This window comes from Brevinematia bacterium (assembly GCA_039630355.1).
In the GTDB taxonomy this organism is placed as follows: domain Bacteria; phylum Spirochaetota; class Brevinematia; order DTOW01; family DTOW01; genus SKYB106.
The window spans coordinates 1-20,109 of sequence record JBCNVF010000033.1; the positions used below are offsets into that span (position 1 = coordinate 1).

Annotated in this window: 11 protein-coding genes; 5 read left to right on the forward strand and 6 right to left on the reverse strand. The window is 37.7% G+C overall.

Annotation, left to right across the window (positions count from 1 at the left end):
• A partial coding sequence (locus ABDH28_02640) for a hypothetical protein (protein MEN2997919.1) occupies nt 1-4,900 on the reverse strand: 4,900 nt, incomplete at its 3' end.
• A gap of 488 nt (nt 4,901-5,388) precedes the next feature.
• On the opposite strand from ABDH28_02640, the gene ABDH28_02645 reads away from it, so the two are divergent.
• Nucleotides 5,389-6,495 carry a tetratricopeptide repeat protein gene (locus ABDH28_02645; GenBank protein ID MEN2997920.1) on the forward strand — a complete coding sequence of 369 codons (1,107 nt, stop codon included), beginning with the start codon at nt 5,389-5,391 and terminating at the stop codon, nt 6,493-6,495.
• A 7-nt stretch (nt 6,496-6,502) separates the two neighbouring features.
• Here the strand turns inward: ABDH28_02645 and ABDH28_02650 are convergent, their stop codons facing one another.
• Both ABDH28_02650 and ABDH28_02655 read right to left on the reverse strand, forming a co-directional pair.
• The gene (locus ABDH28_02650) at nt 6,503-9,265 is read right to left on the reverse strand and encodes a hypothetical protein (protein MEN2997921.1); all 2,763 of its coding nucleotides are present in this window, start codon (nt 9,263-9,265) and stop codon (nt 6,503-6,505) included.
• Between the two features lie 53 nt (nt 9,266-9,318).
• Nucleotides 9,319-12,030 (reverse strand): OmpA family protein, encoded by a 2,712-nt coding sequence (locus tag ABDH28_02655; protein MEN2997922.1) that lies wholly within the window; start codon nt 12,028-12,030, stop codon nt 9,319-9,321.
• A 449-nt stretch (nt 12,031-12,479) separates the two neighbouring features.
• Between ABDH28_02655 and ABDH28_02660 the strand changes: the two genes are divergently transcribed.
• From ABDH28_02660 to dprA, 3 genes are all read left to right on the forward strand, one after another.
• Nucleotides 12,480-13,139 (forward strand): MazG nucleotide pyrophosphohydrolase domain-containing protein, encoded by a 660-nt coding sequence (locus tag ABDH28_02660; GenBank protein ID MEN2997923.1) that lies wholly within the window; start codon nt 12,480-12,482, stop codon nt 13,137-13,139.
• Nucleotides 13,140-13,397: 258 nt separating this feature from the next.
• The gene (locus ABDH28_02665; GenBank protein ID MEN2997924.1) at nt 13,398-13,841 is read left to right on the forward strand and encodes a polymer-forming cytoskeletal protein; all 444 of its coding nucleotides are present in this window, start codon (nt 13,398-13,400) and stop codon (nt 13,839-13,841) included.
• Nucleotides 13,842-14,099: 258 nt separating this feature from the next.
• A complete protein-coding gene (dprA, locus tag ABDH28_02670) occupies nt 14,100-15,203 on the forward strand; it encodes a DNA-processing protein DprA (GenBank protein ID MEN2997925.1) in 1,104 nt (367 codons plus the stop codon).
• A 28-nt stretch (nt 15,204-15,231) separates the two neighbouring features.
• On the opposite strand, the gene thpR is transcribed toward dprA, so the two are convergent.
• Nucleotides 15,232-15,777: an RNA 2',3'-cyclic phosphodiesterase gene (thpR, locus tag ABDH28_02675; protein ID MEN2997926.1), complete on the reverse strand. Its 546-nt coding sequence runs from the start codon at nt 15,775-15,777 to the stop codon at nt 15,232-15,234.
• Nucleotides 15,778-15,779: 2 nt separating this feature from the next.
• Entirely contained in the window at nt 15,780-16,553 is a 774-nt protein-coding gene (locus ABDH28_02680) for a hypothetical protein (GenBank protein ID MEN2997927.1), read from the reverse strand.
• Nucleotides 16,554-16,874: 321 nt separating this feature from the next.
• Between ABDH28_02680 and polA the strand changes: the two genes are divergently transcribed.
• A complete protein-coding gene (gene polA, locus ABDH28_02685; GenBank protein MEN2997928.1) occupies nt 16,875-19,616 on the forward strand; it encodes a DNA polymerase I in 2,742 nt (913 codons plus the stop codon).
• Here polA and ABDH28_02690 read toward each other — a convergent pair whose 3' ends face one another.
• Entirely contained in the window at nt 19,617-20,033 is a 417-nt protein-coding gene (locus ABDH28_02690; GenBank protein MEN2997929.1) for a hemerythrin family protein, read from the reverse strand.
• Nucleotides 20,034-20,109: the final 76 nt, after the last annotated feature.

A 20,109-nucleotide genomic window follows, 5' to 3' on the forward strand; every position in this document is an offset into this window, starting at 1 on the left:
TTCCACCGTAAGCACTACTAACATACATATTGTTAGTGACAACAATACTTTCAATTGAAGGAATAGTTATGTACAACTTTTCAAGATTATTACCCGCACCACCTAAGTTAAAAACATAGTAATACATCTCGTTACTCTGCTCACTCGTAGAATAGACTTTATAATAATCCTGAGGCAACCCAGATATCCTATTCAGAACCTCAAGGAATACATCAACTCTATAGTTAGGTCTCTCTATGATGTTAGACAAAGACCTACCTGGTGTGACCAAAGAGTTTGTGTATGACAACGGAGAAGGAGAGTTATTGACCCTAACAGTCCAAACAGAGTTTGTAACTCCTCCTACTGAAGAAGTATCATCAACGTTATCCCACCCAACCACAGTAATAGTATCATTACTCTGAGGAAGTATTGACTTTCCTGCAGAGTGATACTTAAGTATCACTATATTTCCATTTGATATCTGGATATTGGCATTCGTTGCAGAAGAACCAAGAATAGAACTTACTACCAGACTAACATTAGTTATGAAAGCTGACGGTAGTATCATAACCTCTTTTATCTCATTCCCCTCCTCTCCAACATTTTTAACAACAAAGGTATAGGTGTAGTTTGAGAAATCCTCACCCACAACCACAGGCTCAACATAAGATTCGGCAACAGCGTAATCATAAAGTATATAAACAACATTTGTTCCCGAAGGATCAACAACACATCCCCTTCCACTAAACCACTTTCCGTCACCATAGTCAACTTCCGCACTCCACACAACGTTAGTTGAATGGAAATCATCAAAAGTGTTGAGTACATTAGAAAGTATAATAGTATCAAACTGCTCTTGAGGTATAGGAGTAGAATAACTCAGCACCACGAAATTAGAACCCAGAGTATAAGTTGCACCTCTAGCACTGCTTACAAAAATACCATTGGTTACGAACGGATATGGTATATTTATCTTAACTCTCCTTACACCATATCCCTTACCCGCAGTAACACGATTCGTAAACACAGCTCTAGTCAAGGACGCCATAATGTTGGTAGGACCAATCATATACTTAGAAGGTTCAACAACATAGGTATTAGTATCATACCCTGGTAATGCCGATAAGTTAGTAAGTGGCGGAAACTCTGGAGAGTTATCGGCCTGCACAAGCCATCCATTCGTAGAAACTGAAGTGAAGTTATTCGTAAAGTAAACCCTGATGTAATCTGATACTCCTGCAGGAAGTCCTCTAAACATATCATTCATCACATTTGAGTAACCCAGCTCTATCTTAGAATTATCCCATGTTATATACCCAACGTTTGTCCAACTACCAACAACATTAGTAATAAGCCCCTGAAAACCAGAAGGAATATTAACCCTAACATAGGTTAATTCATTTGCACCAGTGCCCATATTGGTAATCAAAACACTAAAGTAATTGTTATTTGCATTGGTATTCCCACTAATAATAACATTATTACTAATGTAATACCTAGCATTGACTGGTGGATCGGAAACCAGAACAAAATTGGTGGTGAGATTGGTCCACTCACCTCTCCTATTGGAAACTCTGACAATAAAGCCAACATTCGTAGAGTAGTTAACATGATCTATAAAGTAACAACTTATCACATCTCTATACGTGCCATATATTCCACTAGTATACTGAACATTCAAAACGGTATCACTCCCTTCGCTAGAAAAGTAAACAGCCGAGGGATCTGTGCCCATTATTTCACTACTAAGACCATACATATTCGTAGAGAAGAACGAAGGGACTTTTATCCTAACATGCATTATCGAATTCTTAGGATGAGTATGCAAATTCGTTACAACGAATGTAAGCTGATTCGTAGAACTCGCTCTGTCTATATACCCTCCGGGAACAATAACCCAGTTACTCGCCCTAACCCTAGAGTAAATGAAATGAAGATCTTGATTACCATCATAGGGAGGATTACACACAACTGCTCTAGCAAAGTTGGTAGAATTCGCTATGTAAACTTGTAAAGTTACATTCGTAACATTGTTTACATTATACCTAATTCTAAAGCTAACAGTATCATACTGACCGGAAAGCAACCTATTATTAGCCTTCTCGTAGTTTACCACAATAAAGTTACTACCAGAGATGTTGGAAACATATATGTTACCTTCAGAGCCAGCACCTAACTTAGTAGAGCTAAAGTTTGCAACATTGGTTATCAAGGAAGGATAGTAGATATACGCAACAAAGATATCATTCCCTTCCTCTCCCTCATTCTGTATCTGCATACTCACAGGTATATCGTTAGTATCTATGTAAACATGATGCAGATGAGTTCCTGGAATATCTCCATCTTCCTCATTAGGTGAAGTAATTTTAGCAATACCTCTAGCAGGTGGAGTTACTACCCTTATCTTCCACCCAATAGGAGACTCACTCGTAGGAACAAAACCATCCCCGTTCAGATTGTCAACATACGACGGAAAAGAATTCGTTAACTCATTGGTAAGAGGAGGAATACTATCCCACCCAACGAAAGTTATAACACAATTCGTCCCACCAGGAATATTCGTATTCATGCTCTCAAAGTCAATGTTCAAGAAATTTGTTCCTCCCTCTACAATACGAGTTATCGTAGCAGGTATAGAAGAATTGATGCTCGTGACATTAGTTATCCAACTCGGTAAAGCTACTCTAGCTTTATATATGTTATTACCAACAAGTCCATCGTTTACCAAAACATACTTATACACGTTCGTTATAGAGGTATTCTCAATATAGTCAACTTCATTTGTCTGAGCTACAATCCAAGCAACAACTTTAGCCCTAGGTCTTCTGCTTTCTACTCTCCTACTCGGGTAAGATGAATTTGTGTTAACCAATCCCCAATAATTACCCAGTCCCCCCACATACCTATTGTTAACAAATGCATTCCAGTCATGAAAAACATTAGTTATAGATATAGGAGTGCCATATGTTTTGATAGTTATCTCATCTATTCCACCAGACCCAGGTAATACCTTTTCTTCCCTCCAATATTCTATGTAAATATTGGTAACACCTCCTTCGTTAGTAACCCTAATACTACCAATAGGATTCGTAATCAACAGGGTAGTTATGTTTGTCTCAAAAGGAGTGTTAGACTTAACTATAAATCCTCCTGGAACCACAATTCTCAATGTAGTTATAGGGGTGCCATCAGAGATACCTGCAGTTGATACATAGTAATAGAAAGTATTAGTAGTTCCTTGGTAGACGAGATTTGGAACAATACCACCAAAAGCCTTCGGAACATCTCTAAGCTTAAGAACCAAAGTATTACCATCATCTAAGTTAGGATCAATCAAACTAACATCCAAGGCATTTGCGGAATAACTCTTCATCCTACCTGTTGTTGCATACCTTGGAGCACTACCTACCGCTGTATCCGTCCATGTATCACCATACTTTGGGTTATCTACATAAACCTCTATTTCACCACTACCTACTTGAAGCGGATTTATGTTTGAGATTATTATCCTCACAAACTTATTCGTAAAATCTCCCGTAGAGAGAGGCCTTATTATCTGGTTATCACTCCAACTTGTAGCTCTAAACCTTATCTTAAGCGTATCACCACTTGTTGAGAAAGTCTTTATAGACAACGCCACACTACCTGCACTAGGATTGAAATCCCCAACTTGCCTTGAGTATGTAGCAAGCAATACATTGTTACTATATACCATTATTGATATTTGGTTAGTATAGTCAGCCCAATTAAAGCTTGTCCAGCTATCCGGCTTTTTTACATATATTTCCGAAACTCCAGCATCATTAATGCTACCAAAAATCGGCTTTATGAAAATATTCAAAGTAAAGTTTGAATTAGTGCTAACCTCAAACGGAGAAATCTCAGATGTTACTGCAGATGCTATGGTGCGAATGTAGAAATCATCAAGAACTAAATACTGTAATTCTGTATCGTATCTTATCGTCTCAACCCCAAAAAGCGGGAAAACATTGCTAGAAAATCCGACCCCTACCTCACCAAGCTTAAGCATCGCATTCGGTATCCCAGAAAAAGGCCCCGTTGAAAGATTATTAGGATTCGGATTTACAAAAAATTGAACCTTATTACCATCATGAGTCATCATTATCTTTATCCAGTTAGTGTTAGTAGGAAAGCTATTAGGATATTGATTGTATGCAACGCCCTCATTAACTATATTCACCCAATTGTTATCCATATTCCACTCAAGTATAGGTTTTATGTTATATGTTGCTCCAGTTAAGGAGGGAACATTTGTGGTATGCAATCTACTATATGTTCCAAGCCAATAGCCCCACTGACTGTAAGGAGTAGTATTGGCATCATTTGATAAATTATCACACATTCTCATCATGTCGTAAAGAACAATCTGATCAGGAAACCTGGTCCCATCTGAAGACGAATTGGCAAGGTTAGAATACACTGCTAAAAAAATACTCATAGATGCAGAATGTCGCCTTGACTCTTGATTCCTTCTCTGTGTCCCAGCACCAGTAAAGTTCGGATCTCCATCTTGAGGATCAATTCTTGCAGATTTTCTAAGTATTTCAAAACCAAAGGGTTTGTAAGGCGTCGGATTCCAAAGTTTGTTGGTAAACCCAACTACACATCCAACCCATATACCCAACCCAGCAGTTGAACCAGAGTTAACCACTCTTCTATCAAATATTAGTTCATTATTAAAATTCACGCTTCCTTCTCTAATATTTGCCCCATAAGTAGGGAAAGTGCCATCCCTACCATACCAAAGCCCACCATCTATACCAGTAGCAACATACCACCAGCCACCAGGAGGAGTAGTGCCAGTAAAAGGCTCAAAATAAAAATAAGACTCACCAAAACATACACCTGAAAAAACAACAAGAAACACTAAAACACTAACCCAACCTAGGCCTCTCATAGCCACCTCCTAATTCGCTAAGTCACTGAAGTTAGTAAATACAAAAATTGTGCCAAAACTACTACATATTTCAACTTGTGAAGTTTTCACCATAATTTTTACACACCCACCAATAACTCTCCACATGGTTATCAAAAGAAAATGTGAAAAAATTTCTCACTAACTCTGCAAAATTTTCACACTATCAAAACAGAGGCTTTCTAAACACATAACAACTATCTATCAGATCTACATTTGTTGTACTCCAGCAACACTTAAACTTCTTTAATCACAAGATCTCACCTCATACCAAGTCTCTTAGGTGCTAAGAAAAGTGTTTACTCAATTCCAACGAGGACTGTGAGAAAAATAGAGAGAAGACTACTCCTATCAGTTGTAAATTTTGGACTTTATTGAACTACAGTCTAGGGAATTTGACTTTAATTTGCTGATTTTGTATAATTTTATTACTCACTTGGGAAGTGTCTTTATTTTTTGGAGGTGAAAGTATGATGTGGAAGAGTGAGAAAGTGGAAGAGGTTATTAAAAAAGCTTCTGAGCTTATTGAGCAAAAGCAATATAGTAGTGCTATAGCATTACTTGAGGAAAACCTAAAAGGTAACGAAAACAATCTTGAATTACTGTATCTTCTTGGCACAAGCTACAGAAAAAGCCTAATGTTTGAGGAGGCAATAAAAATATTTGAGAAGATTCTCTCAATAGATCCTAACCACAAGAAAGCCTTACTTGGCACTGCTGACTCCTGGAGGGGGCTAAAAAACTGGGAAAAAGCCTTGGAGATATGGAAACGCTACATTGAACTTGAACCTAAAGATTCACTAGTAATAACCAGAATGGGAGACGCTTTTAGAAAACTAAAAGACTATCAGAAAGCAGAAGAATGCTACCTGAAAGCTATTGAACTGAATGGGAAAAACAAATTCGCTCTTATGGGAATAGGGGACATGTTCTACAAACTTGAGGAATTTGACAAAGCTCTGGTTTACTGGGAAAAGTTAATTGATATAAGACCAAACACACTGAATGTATTAACAATGCTTGGCAACATCTACCGAAGAAAAAAATTATTCTCAAAGGCAGTTGCTTACTACCAAAGAGCTTTAGGTGTGGATTACGAAAACTTCTACGCCCTTTACGGAATAGCGGACTCACTAAGAGGTATGGGACAGTTCAAAGAATCTCTAAAATACTGGATAAGACTCGCAGAAAAATACCCAGACAACCCAAAAATACTAACAAGGCTAGGAGATACATTGCTTAAAATAAACAAGGAAAACGAGGCCGAAGTTGCTTTTAACAAAGCACTTGAAGCTGGATATAGCAAATACGCACTCATAGGACTTGCAAAAATAAGAGCCAAGAGAAAAGAATATCAACAAGCAGTAGAGATATGTAACTCACTCCTAAAGCAACATCCAGATGATGTAAGAATAGTGCTACTACTAGGAGACATTTACGAAGCTATGGGACTTAAGAAGAACGCAGAAGCTCTGTATAAAACAGCCCTACAGAGATTCAAGAATAATCGTGAACTGAGCACAAGACTAAGTAAACTCTACATAAAAAACTTTGAGGACAGCATAGAAAAAGTATAAGCCTACCTTAATCCAGATTAATCACCTTGTCACACCAAGATATAACCTCACCTCTAAGCTTCTGAAACTCACTAAACTTTACAGGAATTTTCGCTATATCAAACACTTTATCATCAAACCCTATCCCCTCCACTATCCTAGTTACATCCTCAACCTCCACGAGCAAAGCCAAATAATCCCTTAGTGGAACTTCTAACTTCACAACATTCTCCAACATTCTCTCCATCTCAGAAAGCGACTTAGCTACAGGCACTTCATCAAATTCCCTAAAATGCTTAAAGTAAAGTTTGTCAAGCACAAGTTCTAGTTCCAGAATATTCCCTCTGCCTTTCTTAAGATCATCTACTCTCTCAAAGTTAGCGATAACCCTCTTTACAAAATTGTTGAACTCACTAAAATCCAAATTTCTAATAGCATCTCTTAGCTTATAAACTATCACTTCTCCAACCTTCCTCTCAAAAGTCTCACTAGAGGATATAGGCCTTGACTTAAGATACGCAATCGTCTGCCATATATCAAAACTACTCTCTTCCAAAGTCTTAAGAGATATGATAAAACTTCCCTTGTGCGACCCCTCAACAAGCCTAGTGTCTATCTCAAATATGCTACCTAACTCATTGTGGATCTTAAGAATCCCATCCCTAACATCAAAAAACTCGTCAGAATAAGGACTATATGGCAATATGTAGACTAAGTCAACATCTGAGAAAAAAGTCAGCTTCCTATTCGCCCACCTACCTAACGACAAAACACACAAATTGCCACCAAGAACCTTAGAAAATTCCAAAAAGATCTTATCATACAGCCTAGCAAACAACTCTTTTGTCCTGTTAGCATTGATAAACTTATTTATCCTTAGAAACGCTAAAGAAGTCACAACCACCTCGTAAACCTCTCTGACTATCTCAACCCAACTCTCTCTGGAAAAGTCAATCTTATTCAGGAAAACTGGCAAATAGTCCATAAAAGCATTAGTGTCCATCATACCATCCCATATCCAATTTCTCTTCCGCAATATGCTTATAAAAGCATCCTTAAGCAAGGAAACATTGAATATAAAGTTCACGTTCCTCTCATCCGTGAAAAACTGAATTGATATTGGCAAATTCTGAGTAGCCTCTAAAACGTAATAGATGTTGGACAGAGATTTATCAGGCATAGGTGAGAGAGAAACTGCTCTTAGTAAGTTCCTCAGACCAATACTTGTCTCCACCCCACCTCTAAAAGAAAACGAGATCATACTCTCCAAGAAAGAAAACGCTCTTGCAGTTTCCTTTATCCCATAGGAGAAAAGTAAATCCCTTACCTCCTTTTCCTCGGAATTGTATAAAAAGAAAATCACCTCCTCCCCCGCCCTAACATCCAGCAACTTCTCAAAAATGTATCCTTTCACCTTTATAACCTCCCTCCTTATGTCATTTACAAGGTGCAACAAATACCTGTCTTCATCACCTGAAATTTTTGAATACTTGGTTTGAAGCAATCTGAAAAGTCCTATCATTCTGTTTGTGTCGTTTATGGGGAGAGAGAAATCCTGAAGGTTAGCGTATAGCTGGATGTAGTTCTCTAACCTTCTTAAAGTTCTGTAGCCATACTCAAGCACTCTTTTCATCTCTCCGTCAATAACCTTAATTTTCTCCAATTTATCAAGAGCCAACAGGGTATTCTGTAGCCTCAGAGCTTTCTCTTTGGTTCCAAAAATAAGCTGTAACAGCTGGACTATGAACTCTATATCCCTTATTCCTCCTGTGGATTTCTTAAGATCATATTCAGTCCCCCTTATCTTCTGCTTGATTCCGAGAATCTCAGCAATTTCGGAATCAGTAAGCGGAGTAGAATAAACTATCTCCCTTATGTTATCAACAAACCTTTTCCCCAGCGTTAAACTTCCCGCAGAACACCTTGTCTTAATAAGCATCTGTATCTCCCAAGTTTGCCCTCTCTCCGTATAGTAGTCATAGTAACCCTCTTCCCTCTTCACTAAAGCTCCAAATTCTCCATCAGGTCTAAGCCTCGTGTCCACACGATAAAGAAACTCTCCTTTGACGCTTGAAGACATCTCATATACTATATTTCTGGCTAACTTATCAAAAAACTCAGAATTTTCCACACCTTTGCTAGTCTTCCCATCCCTCTCGTAAACAAACATTATGTCTACATCGGAACTGTAATTAAGCTCTAGCCCTCCCAATTTCCCTAAAGATATCACACAAAACTCAGAAGATGGTTCCCCCATCTCCCTTGAAAGCTCTAAGGTATTGAACTTCAATACACCCTCAATCATTATATCCGCTAAAAGCGATAACTCCTTACTAGTCTCCTCAAACGAAGAAAGTCCTACCATCTCTCTAGAAACTATCTTTAAAAACTCCCTCTTCCTAATATCCCTAAGTTTACTAAGAAAAGAGTTTTTGTCATCCGAAAACTCTCTCACTACCTCCTCAACCTCTTTTCTAACCCCCTCTTCATCAAACGGCGTAGAAATACTCTCCTGCAAGAAAAAAAGAAGCTCTATCTTCTCGTTTATAATATTCCTAAGATATATACTATAACCTAAGACTTTAGAGATAAGCTCTAGGAGATCACCCCTAGAGAGCACCCCAACTATCTCTTCCTCTTTATCTCTATGATTCAGAATGAGTGTTCTAAGAGAATCAAAGGTGTTTTTAGGAATAGGAGAAAATGTTTCAATAGCGTCAACTATTCTCTCTAACTGATCTTGTGGGAAAGAAAACTTAAGCAAATCTACCAGTTGTTCTCTCAAATCCATCCTCTAAAACAGAGCGTAAGCCTCACAAAACGTAATCTCTAAACACACAGGCTTTACTTTATCAATACAAACTCAACCCTTCTATTTCTTGCTCTTCCTTCCTCAGTATCGTTAGGTGCAATAGGTCTGTCAAAAGAGTAACCTTCAGCAGTTATTCTATCTGCACTGATTCCACTTTTGATCAGTTCGCTTCTGACAGACTCTGCTCTTGCTCTTGACAGTTTTAGGTTATACTCATACGAGCCAATGTTATCAGTATGTCCCTCAACCCTTATCTTGTAAGCTCCAAACTTTTTCAACTTCTCAGCTACCTTTCTAACTATCTGAACTCCCTTGGGGGTAAGCTCCGCGCTAGCATACGCAAACTCTATGCTGTGAACCTTTATCTTGTAACCATAGGGTGTAACCTCAATGAGTATATCTGTTGGCAACACTGCTGGCCTAATACTTGCTTTGTTATTAAGGCTGTCCACCACCTCAAAACTTAAAGGATACTCTTCCGCACTATCCACAATCTCACCATTATCACCAATTCCATCCCATATTATCTCCGAAGGAGGAGTTCCCTTACCCTTAAACTCTTTAAATACCTTCTTACCATTAGGTTGCCAAATCTTGAAAGACCACTCTCTTATATCAGAATCATCCGAAACATTCAGTTTAAATATCACTTCATCATCAACACCATCGTTATCCGGTGAAAACAGAGCAGGCTCAAAGGAAATTCTACTTCTAGGAGGAGTAGCATCTACTTTTATTGATATCTCTGGTGAAACTGGTTTGTTACCATCAACATACTCCGCTTCCGCATAAATCACATACACATCATCCACCACAACATTACCCGTACCGTCCGTACCATCCCAGAACAGATTAGTCATCACTTTTCCTTCCCCCATCGTCCACCTTCTCATAATATTACCAGTCCTAGGATCTTTAATATAGACATTCAAAGCTTGTAAGCCACTAAGCTCTTCTAGAACAAGACTAATATTCGCTTTATCAAACACACCATCGTTGTTAGGAGATATTTCGTAAATATCAGAAGTTACAAGTAAACTCCTAAGTTTTGTTGAGATAAGTATACCTTTTATATTAGTGACAAACACATTTCCCGCTAAGTCCTCACCCTTTAGACAGAACGTGTAATTCCCATCTGGTAGCAATTTACCATCATCTCCCAATCCAGCCCAAACAATCTTATCTAAAGGTGATACTCCCATACTCCAAGTTTTGACCTTATTTTCTTTCTGATCTTCTATCCAAGCAACCCACTCATCACCCTTTGTTAAGTTCTTTAGTGAGAAAGTTATATCATCTTTATTACCATCACCATTAGGAGAGAATATAAAATAGGGAACTGATACTCCACCTACTGGAGGAGTATTGTCAACCACTACCTTCACAACCTTTGACGAAGATTCATTTCCTTCAAAATCTTTTGCAAAAACCTGCAAATAATATTCTCCATCTGGAACCACCTTACCCTTAGAATCGGTTCCATCCCAATATATCACACTTGGCACCAAAACCGACTCCTTAGGAGTAAATAACCTTTTAAAAAGTTCCTCAAAATCCAATGACACATCTCTTTTCATCTTAGACTCAATAACTTTGACCAAATTCCCCTTTGCATCCTTAATAATAACCTTCCACTCCTTAAGAATTCCACCCTCCTGAATGTTTAAGTTTATCTTCACTTTATCCTTCCTACCATCATAGTTTGGCGACACATATATAGGTTTTTCCGCTAAAGAACTGGCAAAGTTAAGGAAAACCAAATTCTGAGAAAGGTTTATTTCATTATCTTTCTCGCTAATATCAACGTTTATTTCAATTTTTGGAGGGGTTGTATCTATGGTTCCGAAAGCAAAGTCAAAGCCAATCCAGTGTCCAAAATCTCGTATTCCTGAGATAGAGTTTATAATGTTCATAAGAGAGTAATGAAACCTTATATCCAACCTTTCTATACCCCACTGTCTCTCAAGAGTGTACTTCAAAGTTGCTCCAGCACTCCATCCAAACCTATTGACACCAACAAAACCTCCTCCTTTCACAAGCACCATATCAAGTATATTTGCTTTCAACCCTCCATTTAGCTCTGCGTTAGGTCCCCAAGCACCAAGTGTCACTCCCGCATCAATTGAAAACTTTATAGGATCCGTTCTCAAAAACATCAACTCCGCTCCACCCTTTACAGTTGGCAACGAAGGAAAAGGATAACTATCTCCAATAACCACAGGCAAACCTAGGTTAAGTAAAGCAAGTCCCCAAGAAAAGTCCTTAAGTCCAAGTCCAGAAGAAAAATCTCTCAGCATCTTATGCACAAATCCAACATTTATTCCAACACTCACACCACTGGTTGCGGTTATCCCAAATCCTACCCCAAGCTCATCAGCAACATCTTTAGAAAATGCAACAGTTCCACCAAATATGTTTGTTCCAACAGGTAACCCATAATACAGAAATTGCGCTGAAAACGTCCCTATCAAAGTTGGATAGGAAACCCCCAAAAGTCCGTATGTTCCCGTTGTTGTAAATCCTCCCAACGATGTAGTAATAGCCAACTGCTTCAAATATGCCCCAGAAGCAGGATTTATCAACACCGACGATGCAGTTTCTGTGTTAACCAAACTATTGCCACCTACTGCCTGATCACTCGCAGATATATTCGCATTAAAAAACTCACTACCCGCAATCACCTGCCCAAAACCTGAAAAACCTAGCAATGCTACCAAAAACAAAGTTGTTATCACTTTCTTCATATCTCTCCCCTCCTCTTAACTACGAAAAATTATATATCCCTCAACATCTAATTTGCTATTATCCTCAAACATAAAACAAATTCCAATTTCCACTAGGCAAGTGAGCAAGATTCTAAACTTTTTTACTTAATCTAGAACCAAACGGTGAGTAAGCAGTAGGTTTGTAAATAGCCTTCTCTTTACTACTCTCATAGTCTTTATCAGGACCAGATAAATGCTTTTCTCAATAGGTACCTAGCAGACCTAAAGTGAAGTTTTGTAACTTATAGACACTATCTAGAAGCAAAGAGAGAGGGTAAACAAAAAGTTTAGAATCTTATCTACCCACTCAACGAAAATTGGAACTTATTAGTGAGTAAGCAAAAAGCTTGAAGCTCTGCTTACTAATAAAAATTGCTAAAAACACTCTCTTGAAGAAAGTCAGGTATTGGTTCATTAAGAATTATGGTATGGAAGAGTTTGACAGGCTTATCGGTATCGTTAAAACACTTAGATCTCCAAATGGGTGTCCTTGGGACAGAGAACAAACGCTTGAAAGCATTGTTGAGAACATAATAGAAGAGGCATATGAAGTAGTACAAGCTATAACCGAAGGAGACTATGAGAAGATAAAAGAAGAAACTGGAGATCTTATCCTTCAGGGAGTATTCATATCACAGATAGCTAAAGAGATGGGGAAATTTTCCATAGACGAGGTTTTGAAAGACCTAAACTCTAAACTTCTCCAAAGGCATCCTCATGTATTTGGAAATGAAGCACTGCCAGAAAGCACCGAAGAGTCGCTGAAGCTATGGGAAACTAAGAAGAAAGAAAGTAACAACATACTTGAGGAAATACCTAAAAACTTTCCAACTCTACTATACATATATAAAGTCATACAAAAAAGCAAAAGAAAGGGGCTTTTAAGATTCTCAGAAACCCAGCTTATCTCAGAGATATCTAGCCTTTTACTACATGATGATATCCTAAGGGATACGGAAAAGTTAGAAGACTTAATAGTTTTTCTACTTGCACTTCTCTCTTACCGTAACGTAAGAACAGAGGTGAATCTGAGAGAAAAATTCCTGAAAATTTCCAAAAAATGGATACAGGATTGTAAATTTAAGTAGTTTATTGTAAGGGCAACCTAGGATTAATTAAAATAACTTTCACCTACGATAGAGGAGAATGGGGGGTTACAAAAACGGGGCCTTCGTATGAAAGTTTTAGGAACTATATTGGGGTGTGGATGTAGGATTCCTAACAGTTTAATACTGTTGGGAATAAACAGAAGCATTCCCTGCGTTCCTATGGTTCTAAGAGATGGGCCTATTGCAGTAACCCAACCGACCTCTATTGTGGGTGATTAATTACACTTGGAGGGTTATATGCCACCTAAACAGGAAGGAGTAATAAACAGCATAATTGGCGAAGGTTCTGTGTTTCAAGGAAGATTCCATGTCAATGGCTCTGTGCAGATAGATGGAAAGTTTGAAGGTGAAATATCAACAAATGAGCAAATTCTTATAGGCGAGACTGGTAAGGTCAAAACCGATGTATTGAGAGCAAGAAGTGTAACCGTATCAGGAGTTGTAATAGGAGGAATAGAGGCTCAGGAATCCGTAAAGCTTACGGAAACAGGAAGAATTTTGGGTAACATAATAACTCCTCAGCTTGAAGTCAAACCCGGAGTTATACTCAAGGGCGAGGTCATAATAACCGCAGGACAGAAAAAAGAAGTAGACAAAATAATTGAAGATGCGTATAATTCTGGCCCCTCAATTCCCCAGCCTAAAGATCTAAAGGACCACGAAAGAAAATTTGAACTTTAAGGATAAACCAATAAAAACAAGGCAGATAAGAACGGACTAAAAACCTTAGATAGCATTTGTCAATCACAAAACTTCACTTTACACTAAGCTCTTTATGTGTCTGCTTAAGAAGAGTATTTACCCAGTCAATAAGGACCACGAGAAGAGTAGAAGAAAAGCCCTACTTATTAACTTGGAATTTATTGAAAAACTTGTTCAAGGTTGAATTTCGTCAGGGTTTTGTAATAAAGTTTGCTAATCTAATGTATAATATATTACATGAGAAGAGAGGAACTACTTTTCCTAAGCTACCTAGGGTTAGGGTTTAAGAGATATTCGTACATAAAGGAGAACTTTGGTAGCATCTCCAGTATTCCAAACTCTTCAATTGAAGAGGTTTCAAAAGTTCTTAAGATCAGGAAGGAGACTATCATTACAGCAAAAGAGGGTGGGATAGAAAAAAGTATTGTTGAGATTGAAAAAACGCTAAAAAGGTATGGCGTAGAGTACTTGACTTTGGAAGATGAAAACTATCCATACAGACTCAGAGCTCTTTCTGACAGACCAATTGTCATATATTACCTAGGAAACTACCATCTTTTAAACTCAAGTGTAACATGTGGTATTGTAGGAACTAGGAGAAATGATGAGATTGGGAAAAACTACACCAAAAAGCTTGTTGACCTATTAGTAGACAACAATGTAACGGTTGTAAGCGGGCTAGCCAGAGGCATAGACATAATAGCTCACAGAAGAACGCTTGAGAGAAATGGACAAACGATTGCGGTTCTAGCGGGAGGATTAGATTGCATATACCCACCAGAACACAAAAAAGAGTTTGATGAGATAAGAGAAAAGGGATGTGTAATATCTGAGTTTACCATAGGGACTAAACCACTAAGAAGAAACTTTTTCATAAGAAACAGAATAATAAGTGGACTATCTGACGTAGTTGTAATTGTGCAAGCACCTGAAAAATCCGGAGCTTTGATAACCGGAGAATATGCATTAAAACAAAAGAAACCCTTACTCGTCATACCTGGGGGAATAGAGAACTATCTCCACAGAGGGTGTAATATCATGCTAAAAAAGGGAGCTATCCCCATTCTAGACTACAAAGATGTGCTTGAAGAGCTTGGGTATAAGGCAACTCAAAACAACCCCTTCCAAGAGACTAATCAAGAACTTTCAGAAGAAGAAAAATTTATCTACTCATTCATAACAAAGGAAATTTCCCTAGATGAACTTACTGAAGCTACTGGATTGAGTATCAACAAAATCTACCCAATCTTGCTTTCCCTTGAGGTAAAAGGAATGATAATTCAAAATGTTGGCGGAACTTTCTCAAGAACAATCTACAGTAGCCAACAAAACTACCTATGACACCACAAACCAAAAACATTTGAAAAACTTAAGCACCCTCCAGTTGGAAAAATTTGAGTGGAAAGTATTTCGGATTAGGGTGAGCAAGTTCACTTTTGTAAAGAGTAACTCCTTTAACATCAAACGAACCAAATTTTCTAGAACCATAAGTTTTCAAAACACTCTCAAGTCTTCTTATATCAGGTTTAGCCTTAAACCTTGCCAAAGTTATGTGAGGTGAAAACTCTCTATTCTCTTTCGCTATCCCTACCTTTGATAACTCCTCCTCCAAAACCAGAAAAAGAGACTCCAAACTTTCATTTTTCACAACACCTACCCAAAATACTTTAGGATGGTAAACGCTACCAAATAACCCTACTCCTTCTACCGATAGCGAAAAACTCCGAAACCTAATAGCACTAAGAGTATTAATAATGTCCTTCGTTTTGTTCGTTTCTCCTATGAACTTCACAGTCAAGTGAATATTCTCAATAGGCACAGTTTTACCGTTAGCAGATCTAAGCTCATCTAAAATCACAACAAAATCTCTCTTTATTTCCACCGGAAGGTCAATAGCAACAAACAATCTATCCATACTCAGAACGGCTTGAATATATCCTTTATTGTTCTGTTATCTTCAACGTCCTCTATGACTTTATACTTCTTTAGTATCGTAACAAACATTCCGACAAGTAACGAATTCACAAGCCCTTGATAAAAAAGCATCATACCAACTGCACTTATGAAAGAAAATATGAAAACAGGAACTACCATCAGGAATGTCAGGAATATAATGAATACATTGTCCATCATTATTACCCAGGATCTACTTATTGCGGTCCTGATTCTATCCTTAGGGAAAAACACCACATAAAGCGAAAGAATCACGAAAAAGAAAGTAAATACCACCAAATACCAAAACGTTATGACTGAAAGAGCTATTCCGATTATACTAGTAGTTCCAAAAAACGATAGGTAAAATACTATCGCAAATACTCCCAAAAAGTATACCAACGCTCCTACTAAAGTGCCAGACACAGACTTACCAAAGTTTTCCTTTATCCCCGAAAAAAACTCCGCAAAGAATTTTTTATGCGTGCCATTTGAGAAATTTCTAGCAACAGCCAACAAACCTATCTGAGTCGGAAAGAAAATACTACTACCGAAAAGAGTGATTATTACAAGCCAAAATAAATTTATCTCACTCTGGGTCGGTGTTGCTTCAAAAGGAACCCGCATGAAGAGAAAAAGCCCCATAGTGAAAAATAGTGTAGGTAAATTCCCCAAAAACCCCAGAATGCTAACGATTATATTCTTTGAAAAATTATCCCACCAGAGCCAAAAAAATTCCTTTAATACCTTTACCCACATCTTTCGTTACGCGAGAATTATAACAAAATATTCTGCTAAGTTTCTATACTCAGCTACAAATCTATACCTCACTGCGTTGTTTCGTCCAACAAGTTCCAAAACTTGTAACTAGGAGGTTTTTGTCCTTGCTACTCTCACAGTCTCTATCGGAACTGAGTGGATATTCAGAACTAGGTAAACACTTTCCCAACAACACCTAAGAAGCTTGGTATAGAGTGAGGTTTAGAATCTTAGTCACTCACTTAATAGAAATTTGGAACTTATCGTGCTCTGGTAACTAAGTTTGAAAAAGCTAATAAAAAGGATTTAGAAAATAAGATTATGGAAAAAATCTTTATCTTTGACACAAGCAACTTAGTGTATAGATCTTTCTTCGGATTTGCTGGAAGACACCTTACAAACTCAAAGGGTGAAATCACTTCCGCTATTTTTGGCACCCTTAGAACAGTTATAAAGCTATACAAAGACTTTAGATTCGAAAACGCAGTTTTTTCGCTTGATGGCCCCAGAGAGCAGACAAAGAGATTTAAAATATACAACAGCTACAAAATAACAAGAGAAAAAGCACCTGAGGACCTGAAGTCCCAATTTAGAAAGACAGTAAACCTTCTTAGAGAGGCTGGTATCGAATGCATAGAGATTCCAGGCTATGAGTCAGATGATATAATAGCAAGCATAACAAAAAAACTCTCTGGCAAATACCAGATATACGTAGTTTCAGGAGACAAGGATCTGTTTCAACTTCTAGCTTTCCCTAATGTCAGAATAGTATCCTTCTCTCCTGCAAAAGCAGAATACAGGGTAATTGACAGAACTACCTTCATAGAGGAAAACGGATTTGAACCTGAGTATATAGTAGATTATCTAGCCTTAGTTGGTGATAATATTGACAACATCCCAGGAGCAAGAGGAATTGGAGAAAAAACTGCAAAACCCCTTATATCAAAGTATAAAACTGTGGAAAATATATACTCTCACCTGGACGAGATAGAACCAAATGTGAGAAAAAAGCTTGTAGAAAGCCAAAGTGATGTGCTCCTAAGCAAAAAACTGGTCCAACTTTTCTTTGATGAAAACCTAGATATCTCTATCACTAAGTTCTCTCTAGAAAACTTCGCAAAACCCCGAGTTATTGAACTTCTAAAAGAATACGAGTTCAGATCCATTCTGAACGAACTTCAGCTTAGCAAACATTCTAACAACCAAGAGCTATCTCTATTCTCCCAAGAGCCTCAAACTACCACCCAAGTAATGCAGAAAGCTAGGTATAAGATCGCAACAACCTTTGCAGACTTGGACAGAATAAGAAAGGAGATTTTACAAGAAGGTATAGTCTCTCTAGATATAGAGACCGATGAGAAACACTTTATGGAATGCAATATCATTGGATTTGCCATTTCAACACGAGAATACGAAGGTTACTACTTACCAATTCTACACAAAGTGAAAAAGGAATTCTCAGAATCTAGCATTATCAGCTTCCTAAAGGAGATCTGTGAAAACCAAGACATAAAGAAAATAGGTCACAACATTAAGTATGACTATGTTGTCCTAAAAAGATATGGAATAGAGCTTAAGAATATATTTTTTGACACAATGATAGCCTCTTATGTGTTAAGACCCGAATTTACTCATCATAACCTTGATAGATTAGCCGAAGAATACTTAAATTACCGCACAATAAGGTATGAGGAAGTTACCAAAAAACAACAATCTCTCTTTACCACTCTTCTTGATGTCCCAATAGAGGATGTGGCAATCTACTCTTGTGAAGATGCAGACATTACTCTTAGATTGTATAACCTCTTCAGCAAGAAATTGAACGAAAACACGAAACTTAGAGAACTGTTTTACTACGTAGAGATGCCTCTTGTTAGAGTTCTAGGAGATATGGAATTCAACGGAGTCAAAGTTGATACGAGCTATCTAGTAGGCTTAGGTGAGGAACTAAAAGCTGAAATTGAGAAAGTGAGCAACACCGTATTTGATACCGTTGGAGAAACATTCAATCTGAATTCACCAAAGCAAGTATCCTATATCCTTTTTGAGAAAATGAAACTACCTACTGTTAAAAAAACAAAGACAGGCTACTCCACAGATGAGGAGGTTTTGGAAGAACTTGCTCAAGATTACGAGATAGCCCAATCTATCCTAAAGTACAGAACTCTTGTAAAACTCAAAACCACTTACGTTGATGAACTTCCTAGTATGGTAATAAGATCCACTGGTAGAATCCATACATCTTTTAATCAAACGGTAACCGCTACTGGTAGACTATCTTCCAGTAATCCAAACTTGCAGAACATCCCGGTAAGGGATGAGATTGGAAAAAAGATAAGAACTGCTTTCATTGCTGAAGAAGGAAAAGTTCTAGGCAGTTTTGATTACTCTCAAATTGAGTTAAGAGTCCTAGCCCATGTATCTGAAGACGAGGTTCTGATAAACCAGTTCTACGAAGGAAGGGATATTCATTCCGAAACTGCTTCAAAGATTCTCGGCATAAGGCCCGAGGAAATAACACCAGAGCATAGAAGAATCGGTAAAACAATAAACTTTGGTATAGTTTATGGCATAAGTGCTTATGGTTTGTCAAAACAACTTAAGGTTTCCACATCCGAGGCTAACGAAATAATAAATAGGTATTTTGCAAATTACAAAAAAGTGAAAGAGTATATCTTCAACACACTTGAGTTTGTTTCAAAAAACGGCTACGTTGAAACAATGTTTGGCAGAAGGAGAAACATACCCGAATTGAGCAACAAAAAATACGATAGATCCAAGATAACTCTAGGAAAATCCGAAAGAATCGCGATAAACACCCCGATACAGGGAAGTGCTGCAGAAATAGTCAAGATTGCAATGAACAGACTCTGGGAAACACTTCTGGGAAGCCCTGTTAAGATGTTGCTACAAGTTCACGACGAAATATTGGTAGAACTACCTGAGGACGAGGTAGAAAGATACCAAAATGTAATAAAAACCACTCTTGAAAATGCAGTAACTCTGAAAGTTCCATTGATCGTTGAGCACAAATTCGGCAAAAACTGGGGTGAAATACACTGATTAAGGTTGTCTATCAAGACACTCACGTATCTTTTTATCCATTTTTGAAATGTGAGACTTAAACCATTCAATAAGCAGTTTTCGCGTCTTCTCAATAATCTCGGAATTGATCCCTCTAGACTTTAACTCAAACTTTAGCTTGTTAGCCTCCATCAAAAAGAACTGATGTTGCACTTTCTGTAAGTTCAGAATCGGACAGGAATTCTTCTCCATTATCTCCTCTTCTTTGGAAAAATGCAATTTAGCATACTCAAACATAAAATCAAAAACCTTCTCAATATCCTCTGACAATACTTTAACATCAGATGTATACAGACTCTCTATGAAAGAATTTATTCTATCTATAAGCTCTCTATGTTGATCATCAATCTCACTAATTCCAACTATCAGGTCTTCAGTTAAAACAAATTTTTCCATAACTACACTCCGTAAACAGTATAAATAATTTACCCACACTTGAGCAATAAATCCACTCTAACATCCAACTACTTTC

Coding starts and splice junctions, on each gene's coding strand:
- ABDH28_02680 (MEN2997927.1), bottom strand. CDS start 16,553: ATGTGGGTAAAGGTATTAAAGGAATTTTTTTGGCTCTGGTGGGATAAT.
- ABDH28_02660 (MEN2997923.1), top strand. CDS start 12,480: ATGGAAGAGTTTGACAGGCTTATCGGTATCGTTAAAACACTTAGATCT.
- dprA (MEN2997925.1), top strand. CDS start 14,100: ATGAGAAGAGAGGAACTACTTTTCCTAAGCTACCTAGGGTTAGGGTTT.
- ABDH28_02650 (MEN2997921.1), bottom strand. CDS start 9,265: ATGGATTTGAGAGAACAACTGGTAGATTTGCTTAAGTTTTCTTTCCCA.
- ABDH28_02690 (MEN2997929.1), bottom strand. CDS start 20,033: ATGGAAAAATTTGTTTTAACTGAAGACCTGATAGTTGGAATTAGTGAG.
- polA (MEN2997928.1), top strand. CDS start 16,875: ATGGAAAAAATCTTTATCTTTGACACAAGCAACTTAGTGTATAGATCT.
- thpR (MEN2997926.1), bottom strand. CDS start 15,777: ATGGATAGATTGTTTGTTGCTATTGACCTTCCGGTGGAAATAAAGAGA.
- ABDH28_02665 (MEN2997924.1), top strand. CDS start 13,398: ATGCCACCTAAACAGGAAGGAGTAATAAACAGCATAATTGGCGAAGGT.
- ABDH28_02655 (MEN2997922.1), bottom strand. CDS start 12,030: ATGAAGAAAGTGATAACAACTTTGTTTTTGGTAGCATTGCTAGGTTTT.
- ABDH28_02645 (MEN2997920.1), top strand. CDS start 5,389: ATGATGTGGAAGAGTGAGAAAGTGGAAGAGGTTATTAAAAAAGCTTCT.